The sequence below is a fragment of the Rhizorhabdus wittichii genome, from assembly GCF_017607425.1.
Classification (GTDB): Bacteria; Pseudomonadota; Alphaproteobacteria; order Sphingomonadales; family Sphingomonadaceae; genus Rhizorhabdus; species Rhizorhabdus wittichii.
Window position 1 is genome coordinate 97671 of the sequence record NZ_CP059321.1, and the last position, 20263, is coordinate 117933.

The window sequence follows — 20263 nt, forward strand, 5'->3', positions numbered from 1 at the left end:
CGTGAGTGATACCGCCGTCCTACGCCATTATCTCGCGCCGATCTTGCCGCTGCTGGAGCCGGTCGAGGTGACGGAGCTTGTCATCAACAAGCCCGGCGAGGTCGGCATTGAGGACCATCTGGGCTGGCATTGGCACAATGTCGCCGAGCTCGATAGCGAATGGCTCGCGACGCTCGCCGTCGCAGCGGCAAGCTTCACCCGGCAGGACGTGAATGCGGAGACGCCGATCTGCTCGACCATCTTGCCAGGGGGCGAGCGCTGCCAGATCGTAATTCCCTCGGTGACGCCGACTGGCGCGCCGTCCTTCACCGTCCGCAAGCCTTCGCGCGTAACCCTCGCGATCGACCAGCTCGCAGATTCGGGTCTGTTCACGAGCACGCGCGCCGCCGCGCAAGGCCTTGGCGAAGTCGATGCGCAGCTGATCGCGCAGCGCGATGTCGGCGATTGGCCAGCTTTCTTCCGAACGGCCGTTGCCGCCCGCAAGAACATTCTGGTGAGCGGCGCGACCGGCTCGGGCAAGACCACCTTTGCCAAGGCGCTGATCCAGCTGATCCCGCCGGACGAGCGGCTACTCACGATCGAGGATACGCGCGAGCTCGTCGTCGAGCATCGCAATGTCGTGCACATGGTCTATTCGAGCGAGCGACAGGGGCTGGCGAAGGTGGGCCCCAAGCAATTGCTCGAGAGTGCGCTGCGCATGCGGCCCGATCGCATCCTCTTGCAGGAACTGCGGGACGGCACCGCCTTCTTTTATCTGCGCAACGTCAACTCGGGGCACCCGGGTTCGATCACGACCGTCCATGCCGGCTCGGCGATGGGCGCATTCGAGCAGCTTACCTTGCTGGTGAAGGAATCCGAGGGCGGCCGCGATCTGGCCCGCGACGATATCCGTGGGCTCTTGCACATGCTCGTCGACGTCGTCGTCCAGACCCGCAAGCGCGCCGGAAAATTCGAAGTCGAGGAGGTGTATTTTGATCCGGCTGTCGGACGCACGACCGCTCACTAAGGTCGCCATCGTCACGGGGTTGATCGCGGCGACCTTTTTAGCATGCGCCCTGTGCGCGGTGCTGGTCGCCCTCGTCGGTCTGAACCAGATCGGCCCGCGCATGCAGATCTCGGCGATCCCGGCATGGCTCTGGTATTACCGCAGCGATCCACTGCTTCATCTGTGGCTGGAGCGCGGTGCGTTGGTCAGCGGCGCCATCGCTTTCGTCATCCTGCTCATCATCCTGAAGCGAGGGCGCACGCTCCATGGCGAGGCACGGTTTGCGCGTGAAAGCGAAATCCGGCGCGAACATCTGCGCAGCAACAGTGGGATCATCGTCGGGCAGAAAGGCGGCCGATATCTCGTTTTCGGCGGCACCGAGCATGTCCTGCTCGAGGCACCGACACGCGCCGGCAAGGGCGTCGGCGTGGTGATCCCCAATCTCCTGAGTTGGCCAGACTCGGTGGTCGTGCTCGACGTGAAGCGCGAGAATTGGGACATCACCGCTGGTTTTCGCGCACGGCATGGTCAGGCGGTCTATCTGTTCGACCCGCTCGATCCTGAAGGGCGAAGCGCCCGCTACAATCCCTTGAGCTTCATCGACCGGCTCGACGACACCGATGTGATCAATGAACTCCAGAAGATCGGCGGCATGCTGTTTCCAGCGCCGGAAAAGGCCGATCCGTTCTGGGCGGAAGCCGCGCGCGCCGCTTTTGTCGGCGTCGGCGCGCTCGTCGCAGCCAATCCCGCCCTCCCCTTCACGATTGGCGAAATCTATCGGCGACTGACGACGGGCGACCCCAAGGTCGAACTGCCCAAAGTCGTCGAAGAGGCCCAGCGCCGCGGCCAGCGGCTGAGCCAGGCCTGCGTGTCGGCGCTGAGCGACTTCACCTCCGCGTCAGACAACACCTTCTCCGGTATCAAACAGACGATCACATCGAAGCTCAATCTGTGGCTCAACCCCTATGTCGATGCCGCGACGTCGGAGACCGATTTCGATCTGCGTCAGGTCCGGCGTGAGCGGATATCGATCTATCTTGGGGTGTCACCGGACAACATCGACCGCATCGCGCCCGTCTATAACCTCTTCCTCCAGCAGCTAATCGATCTCAATACGCGGGAATTGCCCGAGAATGGCGGTCGCGTGCCGGTGCTCATTCTGCTCGACGAATTCGCCCGCCTCGGCAAGGCGCCGGTCATCGCGTCGGCCTTTTCCTACGTCGCAGGATACGGGCTTCGCCTGTTGCCAGTCATCCAGAGCCGTTCCCAGCCCCGCGGCATCTATGGCGTGGACGTCACCGACGAGATCATTGCCAATTGCGGACTGGAGATCGTGTTCACGCCCAAGGAGTTGAAAGTCGCCAACGAACTCTCCGAGCGGCTTGGCTATTTCACGATGAACGTCAAATCGAAGAGCCGGACGATTCATGGCCTGCTCGCCAATCGCAGCATATCAGAATCAGACCAGCGCCGCGCGCTGATGATGCCGCAGGAACTGATGCAGATGCCCAAGGGCGACCTTCTGCTGCTGCGCGGTGGCATTCCGCCCGTCAGGGGCCGCAAGATCGAGTATTTCCGCTCGAAGCGCTTCACGAGCCGGATTAGTGACCCACCCAAGGTCGCGCCCCGTCCGATCGCGATCAACGCCGTGTCGTCAGCCGCCAAATTGGCAGGCGAGGCGAGCAGCAGTGATCCTTTGGCGCAGGCTCTTAGCGCGAAGAGAGCTGCTCTGTTGAACGACGGCCAAGCAACCGCGCCGGCAGAGCGGACGGAACCTGTCATGCGCGCGCTCACCGGTGACGAACTCTCGGGCTTTGCCGAAATCACCGATGACATGTTGGTTCTGGGCGACATGGTGGATCTACCACCGCCCGGCGACGAACAGGCTGCTATCGCCTTTGTCACGGCGATGACGGCCCGGGCCGTTCTCGAGCCCGTGGGCGCGGGTGCCCCATCTCCAGAATTTGTGACCGAGAGGCATGACCATGGCAGAGAATGATTCCAAGCAACCCGGTACGGCGCGGACTAGTGCCAATAGCGTTGGCCTCGACGACGCCAAACAGCGCAAGGCGGCTGCGTCAGAAAAGTCCTCGCCCGGGGGACCAAAGGACGGGCCCACCGAAGCACCTGGTCATGTCGGCGCTGTCGGTGCGTCACGAATTGCGCCCAAAGTGCATTCCCTCGAGGCGGGCGACGTGCCGGAGAGCGTGCGGAAGCGCTATTATGCCGACAAGGCGAAATGGTCGGGCGAACCCGCCTTTTTCACGACGGCGCAAGCAAAGGATCCCGCGTTTCGCGATCAGGGCCGACGTCTGGTCACGGCGACGGAGAGCCAGGAAGTCGTCAAGGATTTGGTAGCGATCGCACAACACCGCAATTGGGATCGGATTCACGTCACGGGCTCGGAAGAATTTCGGCGATCGGTCTGGATCGAGGCTAGTCAAAAGGGGCTGGAGGTACGTGGCTACAAGCCCAACGATCGCGATCTCCAGGAGCTCGACCGGCTGCGCGGGGAGACGAGCCGCAATACGATCGCGCCCATGGCAGCCCGTGACGTCGATGTCGCCCGTGGGTCAACCGCGATGAGCCGCCAAAGCGACGGCAGTGGCTTAGAACGATCGGATGCCCGGCGCGGCGATCGTGGCAACACGCCGAACGATCGGGCGGCGGATAGCCAGATGCGCGTCATGGAAGCGGTGATCCGACGGACGTTGTTCGACAATCCCGAGGCGGTTGCGCGGGTGATGACAGTCGCCCGCACTCAGCTTGATGCGCATATTGCGGCGGGCCGGAACATCCGCCCGGCAATGGTCAGGGATGCCGCCCCCAGCGTCAGGCAGGATGTGGTCCGCGGCCGTGACCCAGCTACGCCGCCCATCCCTCGTCCCGGTCGCGAGCCCAAACCTCAGGAACGCAGCCGCTCTCGGTGACTGGGAATCGGTCTTTCGTGCCGTAGCCCCTCTGCGACAAACGGGTCCGGCGATCGCTCCTGGTTCAGGAGTCGGCACATTTGTTCGGCTTGGACGAACATTTATTGTGATTGGTAAACCACGAGGGGTGCAACTTAAGCCTGTCGGATATACTATGCGCGCGAACCGTCCCGCATAGCGCGGCAATCTTGCCAGATAATATAATTGCTGTTATATCGACCGTGCCGAACATCGCTCAACGAGGCTCAAATTGCGCGAAGGATATAATCTCAAGACGCTTGGACCTCGGGCCGCCCAGCTGATCGTCGAACTTAACGAACGCCGTCAGCCGATCTTTTCTCTCGCGGACGTCACGGAGATCACAGGTCTGAGCCCGTCATCGGCACGCAGTCTCGTCGCGAACACCGAAGCGCGCGGCATCGTCACGCGCCTCAAGCCCGGGCTCTATAATCTGGTGCCCTTCGAGCGGGGCCGCGACACCGAGCATGTGAGCGATCCCTACCTCATCGCAAGAACGCTGGTTGGCGGCGCTGACTACTTCATCTCTCACGGCAGCGCCCTCGAACTGCACCGCATGGTCACCCAACCGCAGTTGGCTATCGTCGTCTCCTGCGCCAAACGCCTGCGCCCGCAGCACATCCACGGATATGAATTCCGCTTCGTCGACGTCAAACCGGAGGACTTCTTCGGCCTGACCGAGATATGGATCACACCCCAAGAGCAGGTCCGGATCAGCGATCCCGAGCGGACCATCATCGATGGTCTCGACCATCCGCAATATGTCGGTGGCGTCACGGAGGTCGCCAAGGGACTCTGGATGAAGCGCGATACGCTGAGGGTCGAACTGATGATCGACTATGCGCTTCGCCTCGGCGTTGGCGCGGTGATCCGCCGCCTGGGCTATCTGCTGGAATTTTACGGGCTGGCTGACGCAGCAGCATTAGAGCCGCTGCGCGCGCGGTTGACCCCGACCTATCAGCGTCTCGATCCTCTGTTTCCAAATGAGGGCCGGATGCTGGCCCGATGGCGCATCCGACTCAACGTCGAGCCCGACGAACTCGATATAATCCGGAGCAGTTGATGATTCCCCAGCGCGATCTCTCCCGTATCGCCAACGGCCTTCTCAAGCCGCGCGGCCGCCGCGTGCCCGAGGCGGTGATCGAGCGCGATTATTGCCTGGCCTGGTTCCTGACCGGCCTGGCCCAGCATCCTTTGCGCGAATTTCTCGCCTTCAAGGGCGGGACAGCACTTCGCCGCTGCTGGTTTGAGAATTACCGCTTCTCCGAGGATCTCGATTTTTCGCTGATCAAGCCGATCGAACTGGACGCGATCCTCTCCGGCCTGAACGAGATCTTTGCTATCGTCGAGGCGGCGTCGGGGATCAACATGGCCTATGATCGGCCCGACCGGCATGGCCATCAGAACACCCACACCTTCTATCTGAGCTACAAAGGCCCGCTACCCGCGCGCAACGACGTGAAAGTCGATATCACGATCAATGAGGTGTTCTGCTTTCCGCTGGCCGAGCGTCCGATCCTGCGGACATTCGAGGAATTTGCCGATCTGCCGGATGGCCCGACCATTCTGGCCTACAGTCTGGCGGAGATTTTCATCGAGAAGCTGGCGGCCCTGTCGGACAAGGCCCGCACCGAGCCGCGTGATCTCTACGACCTTTGGAATCTGCTCGATGAGCGTGACATCCGTCCGGCGGAATACCTTGCCGAGTTCAGCCAGAAGCTCGCCCTTCGGGAACGTACGCCTAACGGCGTGACCGCCGCGATTGCCGTCAAGGAAAAGCGTCTAGGCACGCTTTGGACGGGTCGGTTGCAGCAGCAGATGAGCGATTTGCCGCCATTCGAAGGGGTGTTTCGTGAGGTCATGCGTGTAATGCGCGATGCCCATCTGCCGGAATAGACTTTTCTAATCTTCTCACCTTTGGAGAAGATTAGGTTTTGGCTGCTGCCGCTATCCCACTCTCAACCGCCATCGTGTTCCGAATGACGTCCTCTAGCCCCGGCGCGACCTCGGACTTAGCGTCCTTCACGAGAAGAATGATGCCAGCCTTGTTGAGGTCATGCTTTGCCAAGACCTCATCTGTAATTTGATAGTTCCAGGCCAGAAGCCCCATTTTCGGAGCCCCGGCGGCCTGTCCTGTCTCCGACTGGATATGTGTCCATCCGGAGGACGTGACACTTTTCAGGTCGAGCCCGCCTGTCAGCATCCGGCGAAGATCTGCCGAAGTGGTAACATGATTGAAAGCAGTACGCGCCTTCTCGGCGACGTCGTTCTCAGGAATGGCGGCGATTGAATCGATGACGCCATCCCCCCCTCCCTCAGTCAGCACGAGCCGGATCACCTGCTTCCCATCCGCATCGCGGCCAACGAAGCAAACTGCTCCATCGTTCAGCGCGGCAACGTCGAGCCGTTTCGGCTTCTCATCTAACCCAGCATAATAAGCCTCTACATCTACCGGAAAGGTCGCCGGCAGTGCGGCGACCAGACCAACGCGACCAAGCCCCGATAGCACTCGCTGCTGCAACTCCAGAGCATGTGCTTCGCGCAACCTTGTGCCAATTCGCAGCGAATTGCTTTTCAGGGCCTCCTCCAACTGCTGGTGGGAGACGGTGTCGATATGCTTGAGATTCCACTTGATCCATCGCAACTCTCCATCGATTTTGAGGGCCGGGCTGCGTGCATCTTCGCCATACTCCCAGTCCCTGGCCGCCAACGACCGGACAGATCCTACGAGAAGAAGTATACGGGGTGCACCGTTGCGCTGCAGATCGCAAACTGGCGTTAAAACAAGAAGGGCGGTGTCATCAGCGACATCGACCATCAGCGTTGCCTTTACATCATCTGCTTTGGTCCCGGCTGGTAGTAACAGAACGTCACCAAACGTAACGATGGCATCGAGAGAACCTGGCAATCTCAACCTCTGCCCATTCTGGCTCAGCAGCTTTTGCACAAGCTCCTGAAGTTCGGGTGAACCTGCCAGATAAGGTGGCGGGTGATTGACGGCAGCGAAGCCATTGAGCGCGATTGCGGCGTCTATAATGCCCCTTTCCCCCTCAATTTCATGCTGCAGCACGCGATCGAACACATCCACAAGGTAGCTGCCGGTCGGCTCACCCTCGGCGCTGAGCAGCAATTGCTGGATTTGCCCGATGTCCGAGAGCCGCAGCTTTCGCAACACACGGAGGGTGCGGTCGGCCGCCGCCGTCACCCCAGCTTCGAGAGCAGCAAAAAATTGGGCAAGATTTTGAGAATCTGCTGAATTCTCTGCGAGCCTGGCCAACTGCACTTCGAGCCTGTCTGTTTCTTCGAGGTCCGCCTTCTTGATGATCCGGAAGGCGGAATCCAACAGCCCGACATCATCGCGGAATTCTTCGCGCTTTGCCTCAAGCCGGGGACTGCGAGACATGAGGATCACGAGCGGTGGATTGGCTTTCCGCTGATGGAGCGCTGTCTTCAAACGTTCCTTGGACTCATCCATCGCATGCGGATTTTGCGCTTTGCTGAAGAACAGATCGATTAGAATGATGTCTGCGCTGGCCGCCGCTTTTTCAAACTCGCGCCCACTCGTTGTGCAGTCGAGCCCGAGAGCCTCCAGTTTTGACTTGGCAAGTTGGACGTACCGATCGTCACCCGCCTGATCCTGGATATAGCCCGCAAAGACAGGTTCAGCGAGGACGCCGAGTTCCTCCCTAAGTTCCCAAACAGCGGCTACATATCGATCATCGTTGATCTGTTCATCGAAGCGCATTTGAGCGATCGCAGGGCATTTTTCGGCAATACGGGCACGGTGCTCTGGCTGGAGATCGGCGTTGAAGTTAGACCAATCGTCAATCGCCGTACCGAGGTCTGCAGCGGTCGGGATAACATCGCAGACATCGTCAACGATCAGCGCCGACTTGATGTTGTTGGCGGAAAGCGCATCTGCGAGGCTCATTGTTCAGCCCCCAGAGGCAGCTCGAGAATGAAACGATGCAAGCGCCCCGTCTCGGGTGAAGGGTTCTCGTCCAACGACAATGTCCCATTATTATGTTGTGCTGCTTCCCGCGCGATGAAAAGGCCCAAGCCGCGCCGGCGTCTGGTGTCCTTTAATGAAAAGAACAGCTTGAAGACCTGATCGCGGTTTTCTGGCGCAATACCTCGGCCATTGTCTTCAAAGGTGATCGTCGGGGGGCCACCCAGGATAGATATCTTGATTTCGGGCTTGAAGCTTGGCTCCCGATCAGCGCGCATATCAAGCCAGTAGACCGAATTGGAAATCAGGTTCTCCAGAATCTGCACGATCATACCTTTGACAGCACGGATGCGAACGGGGCGGCTTGGTCTGTCCAGAACGATATTGATCTTATGGCGACCGAACTGGGCTTCATGGGCCTCAACAGTGTCAGCGATAAGCTCGTCGAGGGTAAAAATCTCAGTTCGCTGACGCCCCGAAACGCTGAGTGGATCCAGTATCCTCACACGTTTGCTGACGCTCTTCATTTCCGCCTGCAGTGTCGCAAAATGGGCGCGAAGCCGTTCGGGCACATCTTTACCCTTCAGGCTTGCGAGGGCCTTGAGCGCATTTTCAGAGGCCCGCGCAAGTTCATGCGCAACCACTTCAACCATCAAACCGACGCCCGCCATCTCGATCATTTGCCGACTTTCCTGCTCGACCTCGGCGATACGTTGCCGGGCATTGGCGGCGAATTCGGAGAATTCGAGAAGCGTCTGCTGTAGGTCTTCAATCGCTTCGTCACCTTCCGGCGGTGTCAGTCGTTTGAGCTTTCGGATGGCCGTCTTTGCCCGGTCTTCTAGACGGGTCACCTGCTCCTGGGCGTCGCTCAGATCGATCTTCTGCTGCTTGTACTGTTTTTCGACGTCCTTCAGGAAGGCGGCCAGCAGATCCTGGATCGAATATCGAATCACCTGGAGGAGAACATGTTGCTCCGGAGTGACGCGCAAGCCTTCCCGGTTCGTCTGGTCGACTAGCAAAGGGTTCTCGATCCGCGAAATGTTGACGCGGCCGATGAACTGGGTTTTGTTTAGCGTGTAACCAGAACGCCGCAGAGCCCGGCGATCAAGCTCGAGCCAGTCGTCTTCCTCCTCGCCATAGGGGTATACACGATAGCGGTCCCTGAACAGGAGGATGCCAGACCAACGTTCCTGTACCTCGCGAACCGCTCTCTGTTCGCCGATTGCATCGATCCCTGAAAGCCGGCGGCGGTTGTACCAATGCGCCTCGAACGAGAATGGGCCGACCGTAGTGAGCGCGCTATCTTCGATATGCCCTTCTTTGCCGATGATCGCCCCCTGAAGATCATCCACGGTCAGGGTGATCATCTGCTTCTCTTGAGGGTGATCGAAACCCAGATCCAGAGCCTCCGCTACAATTTTCAGGACCGGTGCGTTGTCGATGATCTCATAAGTTCCGCTGACCTTGGCATGGGCGGCCTCTAGCAAGGCGGTTGGCATGATCGGAACGGCGACGCGATCACCGTTCCAGTATATCGCGATGCGTGGCCTGGTGCTGGCGTCGGCAAAGGGATCGGTTAAACGAGCGAAATCGTCTTCGGTGAGTTCGGTAACGCGGGCCTGTGTCCAGTTTTCCGTGAGGTCGCTGATGACAATAGAGGTGCCAGACCATGTCTCAGACGGTTTTGCCGGTCCTGCAGTTGGCGCGACGGGAATCTGATCGAGCATGGCATCGACATCACCGAAAGCGCGCCAGTCGATTTCAAGCAGATTTAGATGGGTTTCATCGGCTCGCGCTGTCTCAACACGCAGTCGTTCACCAAGACGCATGGCAGAAAGGCGGCCGATACCCTTTTCGCCGAGATAAGGGGTTTGAGCATCGCCACGTTTCAGTGCGGCTTCGACCTCTCGTTTCCGCGAAGCGGTTCCGATCACGAGGAAATTGCGCTCTAGATCATCGCGCGACATGCCCGAGCCAGTGTCGGACACAATGATCCGGTTGAAACGCTTCTGGGCCTCTGCCAAATTGTCGAGGAGGCTTCGCCGACTCGTGGCGGCCGCGATCGCTTCTCTAAAGCCCTCTAACGCCTCATCGCTAGCCGTGTGTAAAAGCGCTGCCGCCGCGGCTTCCTTGTTTTCCTCGGCACTGCCCCCCGCCCCGATCTTCTCGACCAGCTTGAGATAGGCGCGCCGCGGAAGGGCGATATCGAAACGCACATCAACGCCGGCTTTCGTCCCCGCGTCGAAGCCGTTCTTGATAAGCTCGTAGAATGCGATGATGTCCGAGCTAATTAGCTCGGATCCGAGCTCTAATACTGTTCTGGCCGTAATACGAAACAAAGCTGATCCCCCGTTGAAGGCAACCTAGAGCCGGTTGCCAACGCAGCCAAGGAAATCTGTTCCGCTGCCTTCTAAGGAGAGCTGGATGGCGTAGGGAGCTGGCCGGTGACACACGATGGATTTGCTAGTTCGCCGATAACGTCGGCGGCGTTCGCCACACTTGCTGCCTGGGAGTGTCCCCGCAATGATGGATGTCTCTCGGTTTCCGTTGCTAGATCGCCACCATTGCGTAGAACGAAAGCCGGAGTGCGAGGGGGAAGAGATTGTCATTGGTACCGTCAACAGCGGCATGGGTTCGATTCCTCCGGAATTACGGGCCAATTCCTACCAATGACAACATGTATGACGAGTCGATTCAGCGGGCGCTGAGGCGTCATAAGATTGCGCCGATCGCGCTTCCGGCGCAATTTCTGCCGGCTCTCCTCGCGAATTTTCGCAGCGATGCGCCCCTATCGCAGATAATCACCGGGACTGCCGGAGATGGCAAAACTTATCATTGCCGCGAAGTTTGGACGGAGCTTGGCGGCGATGTCGCAATCTGGAACCAGGGAGCCAAACTTCATAGCATCGCCATCGGCGATCGCACTCTTGTCATCGTCAAGGATCTCAGCGAGCTTAAGGATCAGGAAGGCGGAGACCTGATCGAGACATTCGCGGCGGACGCAACGACGCCCGACGCGAAGACCGTCTATCTTGTTGCAGCCAACCATGGCCAGCTCTTGGAAAAACTCAAAACCGCGCCCCAAACGGCAGCCGTGAAGCGCTTGGCGCAGGTCATTGAAGACCTGCTGGTAACCGGAACGGCGGCGGATGCAGGCGTACGCCTCGAACTGAGTGACCTCAGCCGTGCCCCGGCGGCAAAGATGACCCTCGATATAATCAAGGCAATTACCCAGCATGAAGGTTGGGAGGGGTGCGACACATGCCCGTCCCAAACTGAGGAACAATGCTGTCCAATCCGCGAAAATCGCAGGCGAATGATGGCGGAAGACCCGGAGGATCCGTTCCAGGACCGACTATCCTCACTGATCGAACTGAGCGAACGCAATGGCAGCCATTTTCCGGTCCGCCAGCTTCTGGCGCTTGCGTCGAACAGTCTTCTTGGGCACCCGGATGCGCGCGATGGCCTGATGTCGTGCGCCGATGTGCCTGACATTCAGCAAAGCGGGCGGTCGGATCTTGCCAGCATCTATCGCAACATCTTCGGCGAAAATTTGAAGGCCAGCCGGGCCGAGAAAACCGAACTGTTCAAGAAGCTGAACATCTTCGGCATCGGCGCGGAGACCAGCAACCGGGTCGATAATCTGCTAGTCTATGGCGCGGACGATCCGGCCTATGCCGAGGCTTATGCCGCGCTAGTGCTGAGCGATCCGATCTATGGTGCCACGCCCGCCTATGTACGCGCGCAACGCGCCTATCTCGAAGGGGTCGAAACCAGCGACCGTTACCGGTATCTTAGAGCCTGATTCAAAATTATCGGGCGTAATTTCCTAGCTTTGCGATTCTTCGTGTGAAGAGCTGGATTGAAGCGATGAAGAGCCATGCGGTTGCGGAAGCGATGGTTTGTTCGAAGTCCTTGGCGAGGCGCCGGTTTCGATTGAGCCAAGCCAGCGTTCGCTCGACGACCCAGCGCCTGGGCAGCACGACGAAGCCTTTTGCCGTATCCGATCGCTTGACGATCTCGACGGTCCATTTGCCGATGCGGCGCAGGGCATCCCTGAGCTTTTCGCCCGCATAGCCACCGTCGGCAAAGACATGGCGCAGCCACGGGAAGCGACGGACGATCTCGGCCAGCACCAACGGCGCGCCATCGCGATCCTGGATATCGGCAGTATGGATCACGGCATGGACCAGATTGCCGTCGGTGTCGGTCAGGATGTGGCGCTTGCGCCCCTTGATCCTCTTCCCCGCGTCATAGCCGCGAGGCCCGCCGCTTTCCGAGGTCTTCACACTCTGGCTGTCGATCACCCCGGCGCTCGGCGAAGCCTCGCGGCCTACAGCTTCCCGCCCGATCAACAGCAGGGCATGATTGAGCGACAGCCACAGGCCGTTGTCGCGCCACAGATAAAACCAGCGCCGCACCGTCGAGACGGGCGGAAAGCACGGCGGCAGCATCCGCCACGGCAGCCCGCCGCGCAGCAAATACAAAATCGCCTCGATAATGCGCCTGAGCGGCCACTTGCGCGGACGTCCCACCGACGAGGGCGGCGGAAAGAAGGGCTCCAGCACCGCCCATTCGGCATCGGTCAAATCGCTTGGCAAAGCCAGTTCTGTACGGGCATATTGCGCCCGAGTGGTATCGGTCCACATCGTCGATCTCCGGAAGTTTGTTGCAAAACCCCTGAATCAACGACTGGCGCTAGCGTCAAGCTAACTTGCTGATACCACTCAACTTAATTTCGGATCAGGCTCTTACGCTGCTCCGATCACAGCGCCAGCGACTCTTTTTCACGATGCCAAAGGCGCTCGAAGCCCAATATATGTTCTGGGATCTGACCGTGTTCCGGTTTGCGGGCCTGTATCTAGACGTGGCAAAAAAGCTAGCTGCCGGACAGCAACTTCCGCGTACCGCGCTGTCGCTCGTCGTGCGTGGGTTGAACCGGATATTCACCGGCATGCTGGTCCAAAATCAGGATGAACTCGTTCTCGCTACATCTGGCAGCTATTCGCAGAGCAAGCGCAGCCCGTTGTTAGATGAACTCATTTCAGTACCCCGAGCCGCTGGCGAGGAAGTCAGTCTGGTCGCCGATGATTTTGGTGGTTTTGGCGTTTCGGTTCGCCTCGTCCGCGGCAACGATATCCCGCTCGTGACGCTTTCTCTATCACCAACGCGGTTCGAATTTCTGGGTCGAGTTGCCGAGGGGGCACTACCCAGCAGCTTCTCACTAGAATGTCATGAGGATCTCCTCGCGTTCAAGGCAAGGCTGCTGCGTGAAACAGAAAATAGACGCCGGCTCGATGGCGATGACCAGGCATCCGAGGGCGAACTGGTGCTGAGGTTCATCGAACTGGGCAATGACGGGCGCGCCACGCCACGTCGGGTAATGGTGCGAGCATGACCATGGAAGTGCTCGATCGTCCATCGCTGTTCGAGGACAAGAGCGGCCCAGCCATATGGGTCGATGAGGCCATATGGGGTCATCGACTTCATGATGAGCAATCACCCTGGCTGACTTTCCTCGAATTTCTGACCGTCCTGCTGGCCGAACATGAAGCGGGTAGACCCTTGGTCGAAGGTGAGTTGAACACGCTTTCCTATCGCCCACAGGTTCAGCTCAAACTGCGCAACCTCGTCTTCAACAACCCGCATATCGTCACGGTCCGGGCGGCAAACCTGTCAGACGACGCATCCTGGTCGCTGTGGCTGCAGAAAATGGCGCAGTCGGCAGGCGGCATCGACAAACCCGACTTTTCCTATCTGCGCGAGCGGTTCGAAACCTTCTACGATTTCGCAGCGGTAATCGATTTCCTGCAGGGATCGGCGATCGAAGGCACCAGCAACAAGCGCTGGAGTTCAAAGTTCGTTTTCCCCTTCGGGCCGAACGCACTGTATGAAGATGTTAGCGTCAGTGCCAAGGGTGGCATCTCGACCGATCGACGTTTCTTCGCGCGTACCGGCGAGCTGCTTTACCTGATGCTCTGTCGCAGCAATCGCTCCGATGAGCTGCGCACAAAGCTTATCGAGCGCTTTCTTGAAAACCCAGCGCCCTATGACGGTATGGTGCGGGCGCTGCAGGGAGAACCGCAAAAGTCCCGGGCCGAGCGGGGCGGGGCGTTCCTGCCCTGCGCTACCCATCCTGTATTCGACCGGCTTGCGGAAGACTGGCTGGCGATCCTCGATCTGCCTATCCCCGCCTATGATGCGATCCCACACCTGGTAACGGTTACCGGTCTCAATCTGGTCCTCTATCAACTCGACAGAGCACGCGAGGTGCTCGCTCGTCCGCCGATTACCTTGGTCTGCGAGATCGTATCACCCAAGAAATCGGTGGTCCGTGATCTCTCGGGCGACTCCTACCAACATAACAATATGCTGCCACAGCAAGCGCTGGACCGCTTCATCAGAATGTCGACCGAAACCCAAGCATGGACAAACGCGGTGGCGTCGGATGAGCCCGCGTTCAATGCGGCCGAGATACTGAAAAAGGCATTCGACTGGCCGGAGCCTGACGACACCGACGATATTGGGACAGATCCCGATTTGCTCGTGAGCCGCTTGGTAGAGCGCGCTATCACCCGGCACAAGCAGCATGTCGGGAAGGTGCACGCGACTTGGTCGCGCGCGATCGGCCTCTCGTCACGGCGGTCGAGCCGGCGAATTCGCTACGCACCGACCGACCGGCTTCTGAAAACTCTTGTGGTGACATGCGTGGGGCGACGCATGGAGTTCAAGGATTTCCTTGAGGCGCTCTATACGCGCTATGGAGTGGTCATTGGCGATGGCCAGGCGCGCGATCTGATTGCCAGCGGCAACGCCGACCAAGAAGATTTCTCCGACAATGCCCGCAGGCTGGAAGAGCGGCTCGCGAGCCTCGGCCTGCTAAAGCGATTGTCGGATTCCTGCGCCTATGTCGAAAACCCATTCCAGCGGACGGACACGGCGTGAAACCATCAGAACTTATCGGCGCCGCTGGCGCGGCCTCGCTGCGGCAGCGCCTTGGCACGACGTCGGATGATGACGGCGTCGCACGCTTCCTGCTCGATCGTCTCTCGGGCGAGCAGGTCGCAGCGATTGCAGCAGCCTTACTCAAGGATTCCGCTACAGACGCTTTGCTGAAAATCGCAATCCCGCGCGCGCTCGTTACGGGTTTCCACCTTCCAGAGCATGTCCTGACGGACGAGCGCACGACCCATGTTCGCAATGCAGAGTGCGATCGGCCGGCGCTGCTAATGGCCAACGCTGATGACGACCAGGGCGCTTCGCTGCACGATGTCACTTTGGTCGGCGCCAAGCAGCTGACCGAAGATCCCATGCCCTGGGTTGAGGCGGCAAGCGCGGGCCTTGGTTTGCTCGAAGGCCAGACCAAGGCCTGGATTGCGGCTTTGCGTGGGTTGAATGAAGCCGACGATTGGACCCTCCATCAGATCGCCCACTATGTGGCCCTCACCCGTTCCCGTATTGAGGAACAGTCAACACCAGTGGCTGCAGCGTTGGGTTGGGCGCTTCCCGCTCTGCATTTGCCACGGGACAGTGGCTATTTTCTCGGCCTGACCGACAAGGATAGTGATCAGTCGCGCCGCTGGAAGAAACTTTTCGAGAAATTGGTTTCCGATCGGAAGCCCCTGCTCAACAAGCAGAGAGCCAACCGCCAGATTATCGAGAGTGAGGAGCTTCGCTCACAGTTCGAGCAGGTGCGAGAAGATATCGCACCGCATGCCTATGAGGGGATCGAAGCCTTTATCGAAGCGGCACCTGGCTGGGGTGATGAGGCCGAAACCCTTGCCACCTTCGAATGGGAATCCGACAGCATCCTTCAGCTTTTTTCGGGGTTGAAGCAAAAGAAAACCCGCCTTCCAGAAGAGACGATCAACTTCTTCGAGTTCGAGTTTCCCGACCGCCTGAGCGATACCGATCTCCAATATCTTGCGCAGCTGAAAGCCCGTACCTCGTTGAAAGAGGCCCGGGACGACGACCGCGAGTTTTTCGAGGCCCATCGCGAGGATCTCGCCAAGGAAAAGCCGCTCCGCGCAAAATGGGAGCGCTTCATCTTCGGGCGACCTATCGAGTGCACCGATTTCGCGGAAGGTCTTTTGCGGGCGATCGAGCGCCTCTTTGGTCAGGTCAACGCGCATGGCAGCCAGCGCACGCTCAAGATCAAGTCGGCACGCCGCACGCGTGGCCAGTGGCTCGACATCAACGCTGATGTCGGCCGGGCGTTCGGGCTACGCTATCGTGGGCTGCAATCGCTCATGGGCCCTGCAGTGCAATGGGACGCACCCTATCTGTTCGCCTATGAAGAATTGCTTGAGCGCGCCAGACGGCGGAAAAAATACAAACCCAACACGTCGGTCTCGCGCGCAAGCGTCCAGATCAAGTTCGATGTAATACTTGAGGTCGGGAGCGGCGCGAGCGGTGAGCGCGCAGTCGTCCAGTTGGTCTGGCAAGCGCAACCCAATGCCATCGGTCTTGAATTTCCAGGAGATCTGGCGCGGCTGATCAAGCGGCCGCTGGTCCGCACCAATGTCGCGCGTTTACCTGTCAGCCAGAAGGGCGCTCTTCAGGCTGTCTCGCTCGCCGAGGTCGGCACGCTCCAACCAGCGTTCGGCCAGGACTCCGGTTCGCTCATTCCGCGTAACAATGCCGGCGCGGATATCGGCAAGCAATTTCCTCGCCAGCTGAAGGAAGCAAAGGTTGCCGGTCGGCTTTCCCCCGGAGGCGCACAGGCGATCGAAGAGGCATGGCTACGATTCTCGCTGCTCTATATCGAGGCCGTCGGCGCACTACAGAGCTCGGGGTATGCTTCATCGGTGCTGCTTGAACAGGCCGAAGCGTATGGCGCGTTGCTGCGCACCCTTTCGGTCAATGCCACAGGCGATATCAGCAGGCGCGATCTGTGGGAGCCGATACTTGGCATCGGCGCTGTCATGGTCACAGGAGCGGCGCCATCAGCGATCGTCGCCCCCTGGCACCCATTGCGAATGGCCGGAACAGCGGTCAAAATGCGATCGCTAACTGGCCTAATCGACTATCTGCTGTCCGATGTTGACGTGAATTTCGGGGATCCCAGACTTTTCTTTTCGGATCTCCGCGAAGAGCTCGCCCATCCGCTCTATCCCGAGATCGCGGTAGGTTATAACGGATCTGAGGCAGTCCTGCTGGCTGAGACCAGCACCGTAAACGACTATAGCCTACTCGAACGACCGGTACGCGATCCGTCGGAAACGGCTACCGATGTCGATCCGGCCGAGGCGGCGCGGCAGATCCGAGGCCTTCTTGATCGCTATCTTGATCTTCAGCCGCATGAGCGCTCGAATCTCAGCATCATGCTCTATAATTGCGATGCTGCGGGTCTCCCACTCGCCACCGTTAATGCACTCAACTCGGTCCAGGATCAGGATGAAGTGCATTGCAATGTGATGGTCCGGCACCGCGACCGCTCCAAGCTCGGCAATGTGTATTCCGAACTGCTCGAGAAATCCGAAGGTGATCCCGATGCGGTCGTGGTCAGCGAGACGTCTCGCAACTTTATGTCCAAACTGCGGATCGGCGTCATGTTGGACAGCGGCAGCGTCCCTGCGGACGGCACGAGTCGCGAGATCGACGTTGCATTCCTCCACGACGTGGTCTCGCGCCAGGCGCGCGAAGACTGGTTCCCCGTACCCGCCGGCAACGACAATCCGACGCTGCTGGAGCATGTCCCCTCGCGTTGGTCCTATCGTCGGGTCACGGCCGAAGATGAGCTGAAAGCCACCAGTTATCTTACCTGTCCCAGGCAGCCCGATGCCGGTTGGGCCTATGTCGATGCAGTGGCTGGCGTCATTCGCCGCCAGTCGCACGATCCCCAAGTTCATTATCTGCCAGCGCGGCAAATATCGTTTCAGGACCATGGCCTGAAATCGATGTTCGACGAGGTCCACGCCCTTGCCGAGTGGGTCGCGACCTATGACGATCTGCTCGACAAGCGTCAGCTCGCCGCGCAGGGCATCAACGTCATCCGCTATCGCCGACAGCGGACTCATGGCCGCAATATGGTTGTCTCCTCGACCTCGGAACTGCGTATCCTGCACGTCCTCGTCCGGCGTAGGCTGTCGGAGCTTTCGCTCGGTCTGACCGACGACAAGCTCTCGGCGCTGGCTCGACGCATGATCGACGACGCGGCGGCCATCTCGGGCGATATCGTATTGCGTGCCGCCAAGCGCGGTGTGTCAGCCGGTGAACTGGTCGGGCTCGTACTGAGCCGAGCCCTGGTCAGGGAAGAGCTTGGCGGCAGCGCTGCGGTCGCGTGGTTCTTACTCGACGACTATGCCGAATGGCTTGGCCAGCGTGAGGAGGGTATTGCCGACATACTAGGCCTATCCGTCGGCACTGATCCGGACGGCACGGTCAGGCTGCGCGCGGTCGTCACGGAAGCAAAATATGTCGATGCGTCGGGCCTTGCGGAAGCCAGCAGGAAATCGCGACAGCAGCTTCGCCAAACCGTGGCGCGGATGGATGACGCTTTGTTCGGCGATCCCGGCCGTCTCGACCGCGACCTGTGGCTGTCGCGGATCGCCGATCTGCTACTCGACGGTACTGCGGCGCTCGGCCAGGGTAGCCTGCTCGAGCGGGTGCGGGACGGTATCCGCCGCGGTTCGGTGCCGATCGACCTTCGCGGCTATTCGCATATTTTCATCTCCGGCCCGGCAGGTGATGCCAGTTCGCTCGGTGAACAGGAGCCGATCGCGGACATCGCCAGTGGCCTGCAGGAGGTGTTCAGCCGCGAAGGCCTGCGTCAACTGATCAAGGCCTATGAAGCCAATGCACCGCTTGGGGGGCTACGCCAGGCGCTTGGTGATGAGCATGTTTGGGATCAGGCAAACTATCGCGATCCCGCACCTCGTGTCGACTGGACCAAGGCGATTGCGGCCGAGCCCAAATCGCCCCTGCCGACACCTGTGATTGTGGGTGGTGGCGATGATGATGACGATGATGACGATGCGCCTGAGGGCGGCATGCCACCACCAGCACCCGATACACCGCCCGCGCCACCGTCCGGATCAGATGCTTCGTCTGCGGCCGAGGAAATTGAGGCACCAAAAACGGCGGAACCCGAGCCAGCGCACTCGCCGGTTGCCATCAAGCTCGAGACCCAAGCCCATCTGGTGCCTGAGACCGTAGTAGCGACGCCCGACACTGCCCAGCCATCGGGCAAGTCGCTCGATGCGCTAATCCGGGCCAATGCCGAGCGCTCGATCGAGGATTCTGCCGAGGAGCGGGCCTGGCTGGAGAGCAGCGCCCAGAAGCTGCGATCCGCGCTTCTAGGCTATAATCTCCAGGCTAAGATCGTTGGCACACGCCTGACGCCTAATGCCGCCCTTATTCGCTTCATGGGTAGCGATCGCCTCCGTGTCGAAGACCTCGAGGCTCGCCAATCGGCGCTGCTGACGACGCACGGCCTTCGCCTCATCTCGATTTCACCTTTACCGGGCGAGATTGTGGTCGGCGTAGCGCGACCGCAGCGCCAGATCGTTTCGCTCTGGGATGTGTGGGCGCGCCGTGCACTCAATCGCAACCCGGCCGGCATGAACACCTCCTTCGTGCTGGGTCTGAAGGAACTCGACGGCGACGTTCTTTATCTTAACCTTGGCGGCGCCTTTGGTGGAGGCCATGCGCATGAGCCGCACACATTGGTCGCCGGCGCGACCGGTAGTGGCAAGTCGGTGTTGATCCAGGCGTTGCTGCTTGATATTGCGGCTACCAATCCGAGCGCCCTCGCCCATATCTATCTGATCGATCCAAAAATGGGTGTCGATTATGCTGCGATCGAACGGCTGCCCCATCTGCAAGATGGCGTGATCGTTGATCAAGTACGGGCGGTCGAGGTTATGGAAGGTCTCGTGAGGGAGATGGAGCAGCGCTACGAACTGTTCCGGACCCATGGCGCACGCGATATCCGGGCCTACAACACCAAGGCTGCGGCTGCTGACAGGTTGCCAGTGATCTTCCTCGTCCACGACGAATTTGCCGAGTGGATGTTAACCGAAGACTATAAATCGGCAGTCACGGCGAACGTCTCGCGCCTGGGCGTTAAGGCGCGCGCCGCTGGCATACATCTGATTTTTGCGGCTCAGCGTCCCGACGCCAACGTCATGCCGATGCAGTTGCGCGACAATCTCGGTAACCGTCTCATCCTAAAGGTGGCGAGCGTAGGCACATCCGAAATTGCGCTTGGCGTCAAAGGCGCGGAGCAGCTTTTAGGTCTTGGCCATCTCGCGGCTCGCCTGTCGGGCGAACCCGGAATTATATATGCTCAGGCACCGTTCCTATCGGATGACGATATCGATCGTGCCGTCGATGCGATCATCGCGGGCGACGCCAGTGTGGGTTGAGGCTTGGACGTCT

At 59.6% G+C, this 20263-nt stretch carries 12 protein-coding genes; 9 read left to right on the forward strand and 3 right to left on the reverse strand.

The annotated features are described in order from the left end of the window. Position 1: 1 nt before the first annotated feature. The 5 genes from virB11 to HRJ34_RS28885 all read left to right on the forward strand — a co-directional run bounded on the left by virB11 (position 2) and on the right by HRJ34_RS28885 (position 5829). Positions 2 to 1006: a P-type DNA transfer ATPase VirB11 gene (gene virB11, locus HRJ34_RS28865; protein WP_024020093.1), complete on the forward strand. Its 1005-nt coding sequence runs from the start codon at positions 2 to 4 to the stop codon at positions 1004 to 1006. A gap of 7 nt (positions 1007 to 1013) precedes the next feature. Next, entirely contained in the window at positions 1014 to 2984 is a 1971-nt protein-coding gene (locus tag HRJ34_RS28870) for a type IV secretory system conjugative DNA transfer family protein (protein ID WP_404947181.1), read from the forward strand. Then, positions 2965 to 3915 (forward strand): LPD7 domain-containing protein, encoded by a 951-nt coding sequence (locus HRJ34_RS28875; protein WP_208634629.1) that lies wholly within the window; start codon positions 2965 to 2967, stop codon positions 3913 to 3915. Before HRJ34_RS28870 ends, HRJ34_RS28875 begins: the two co-directional genes overlap by 20 nt. A 250-nt stretch (positions 3916 to 4165) precedes the next feature. Continuing rightward, a complete protein-coding gene (locus HRJ34_RS28880; RefSeq protein ID WP_208634630.1) occupies positions 4166 to 4996 on the forward strand; it encodes a type IV toxin-antitoxin system AbiEi family antitoxin domain-containing protein in 831 nt (276 codons plus the stop codon). Then, positions 4996 to 5829, forward strand: coding sequence for a nucleotidyl transferase AbiEii/AbiGii toxin family protein (locus tag HRJ34_RS28885; protein ID WP_208634631.1), 834 nt, complete (start codon positions 4996 to 4998; stop codon positions 5827 to 5829). The genes HRJ34_RS28880 and HRJ34_RS28885 overlap by 1 nt, the downstream gene beginning before the upstream one ends. A gap of 31 nt (positions 5830 to 5860) precedes the next feature. Here the strand turns inward: HRJ34_RS28885 and HRJ34_RS28890 are convergent, their stop codons facing one another. After that, positions 5861 to 7864, reverse strand: coding sequence for a hypothetical protein (locus HRJ34_RS28890; protein WP_208634632.1), 2004 nt, complete (start codon positions 7862 to 7864; stop codon positions 5861 to 5863). After that, positions 7861 to 10221, reverse strand: coding sequence for a sensor histidine kinase (locus HRJ34_RS28895; protein WP_208634633.1), 2361 nt, complete (start codon positions 10219 to 10221; stop codon positions 7861 to 7863). The genes HRJ34_RS28890 and HRJ34_RS28895 overlap by 4 nt, the downstream gene beginning before the upstream one ends. A 338-nt stretch (positions 10222 to 10559) precedes the next feature. Here HRJ34_RS28895 and HRJ34_RS28900 point away from each other — a divergent pair, with 338 nt between their 5' ends. Further along, complete coding sequence (locus HRJ34_RS28900; RefSeq protein ID WP_208634634.1) at positions 10560 to 11687, forward strand: hypothetical protein; 1128 nt, start codon at positions 10560 to 10562, stop codon at positions 11685 to 11687. 7 nt (positions 11688 to 11694) lie between these two features. Here HRJ34_RS28900 and HRJ34_RS28905 read toward each other — a convergent pair whose 3' ends face one another. Then, entirely contained in the window at positions 11695 to 12531 is an 837-nt protein-coding gene (locus HRJ34_RS28905) for an IS5 family transposase (RefSeq protein ID WP_208631555.1), read from the reverse strand. 170 nt (positions 12532 to 12701) lie between these two features. On the opposite strand from HRJ34_RS28905, the gene HRJ34_RS28910 reads away from it, so the two are divergent. From HRJ34_RS28910 to HRJ34_RS28920, 3 genes are read left to right on the forward strand one after another with little or no spacing between them, the layout of a single operon-like run. Beyond that, positions 12702 to 13280, forward strand: a complete 579-nt coding sequence (locus tag HRJ34_RS28910) for a hypothetical protein (RefSeq protein ID WP_208634635.1) — start codon at positions 12702 to 12704, stop codon at positions 13278 to 13280. Continuing rightward, the gene (locus HRJ34_RS28915; protein ID WP_319025647.1) at positions 13277 to 14827 is read left to right on the forward strand and encodes a hypothetical protein; all 1551 of its coding nucleotides are present in this window, start codon (positions 13277 to 13279) and stop codon (positions 14825 to 14827) included. The genes HRJ34_RS28910 and HRJ34_RS28915 overlap by 4 nt, the downstream gene beginning before the upstream one ends. Further along, positions 14824 to 20250 (forward strand): FtsK/SpoIIIE domain-containing protein, encoded by a 5427-nt coding sequence (locus tag HRJ34_RS28920; protein WP_208634636.1) that lies wholly within the window; start codon positions 14824 to 14826, stop codon positions 20248 to 20250. Before HRJ34_RS28915 ends, HRJ34_RS28920 begins: the two co-directional genes overlap by 4 nt. Positions 20251 to 20263 lie beyond the last annotated feature (13 nt).

Coding starts and splice junctions, on each gene's coding strand:
- HRJ34_RS28875 (WP_208634629.1), top strand. CDS start 2,965: ATGACCATGGCAGAGAATGATTCCAAGCAACCCGGTACGGCGCGGACT.
- HRJ34_RS28885 (WP_208634631.1), top strand. CDS start 4,996: ATGATTCCCCAGCGCGATCTCTCCCGTATCGCCAACGGCCTTCTCAAG.
- HRJ34_RS28890 (WP_208634632.1), bottom strand. CDS start 7,864: ATGAGCCTCGCAGATGCGCTTTCCGCCAACAACATCAAGTCGGCGCTG.
- HRJ34_RS28900 (WP_208634634.1), top strand. CDS start 10,560: ATGTATGACGAGTCGATTCAGCGGGCGCTGAGGCGTCATAAGATTGCG.
- HRJ34_RS28905 (WP_208631555.1), bottom strand. CDS start 12,531: ATGTGGACCGATACCACTCGGGCGCAATATGCCCGTACAGAACTGGCT.
- HRJ34_RS28910 (WP_208634635.1), top strand. CDS start 12,702: ATGTTCTGGGATCTGACCGTGTTCCGGTTTGCGGGCCTGTATCTAGAC.
- HRJ34_RS28915 (WP_319025647.1), top strand. CDS start 13,277: ATGACCATGGAAGTGCTCGATCGTCCATCGCTGTTCGAGGACAAGAGC.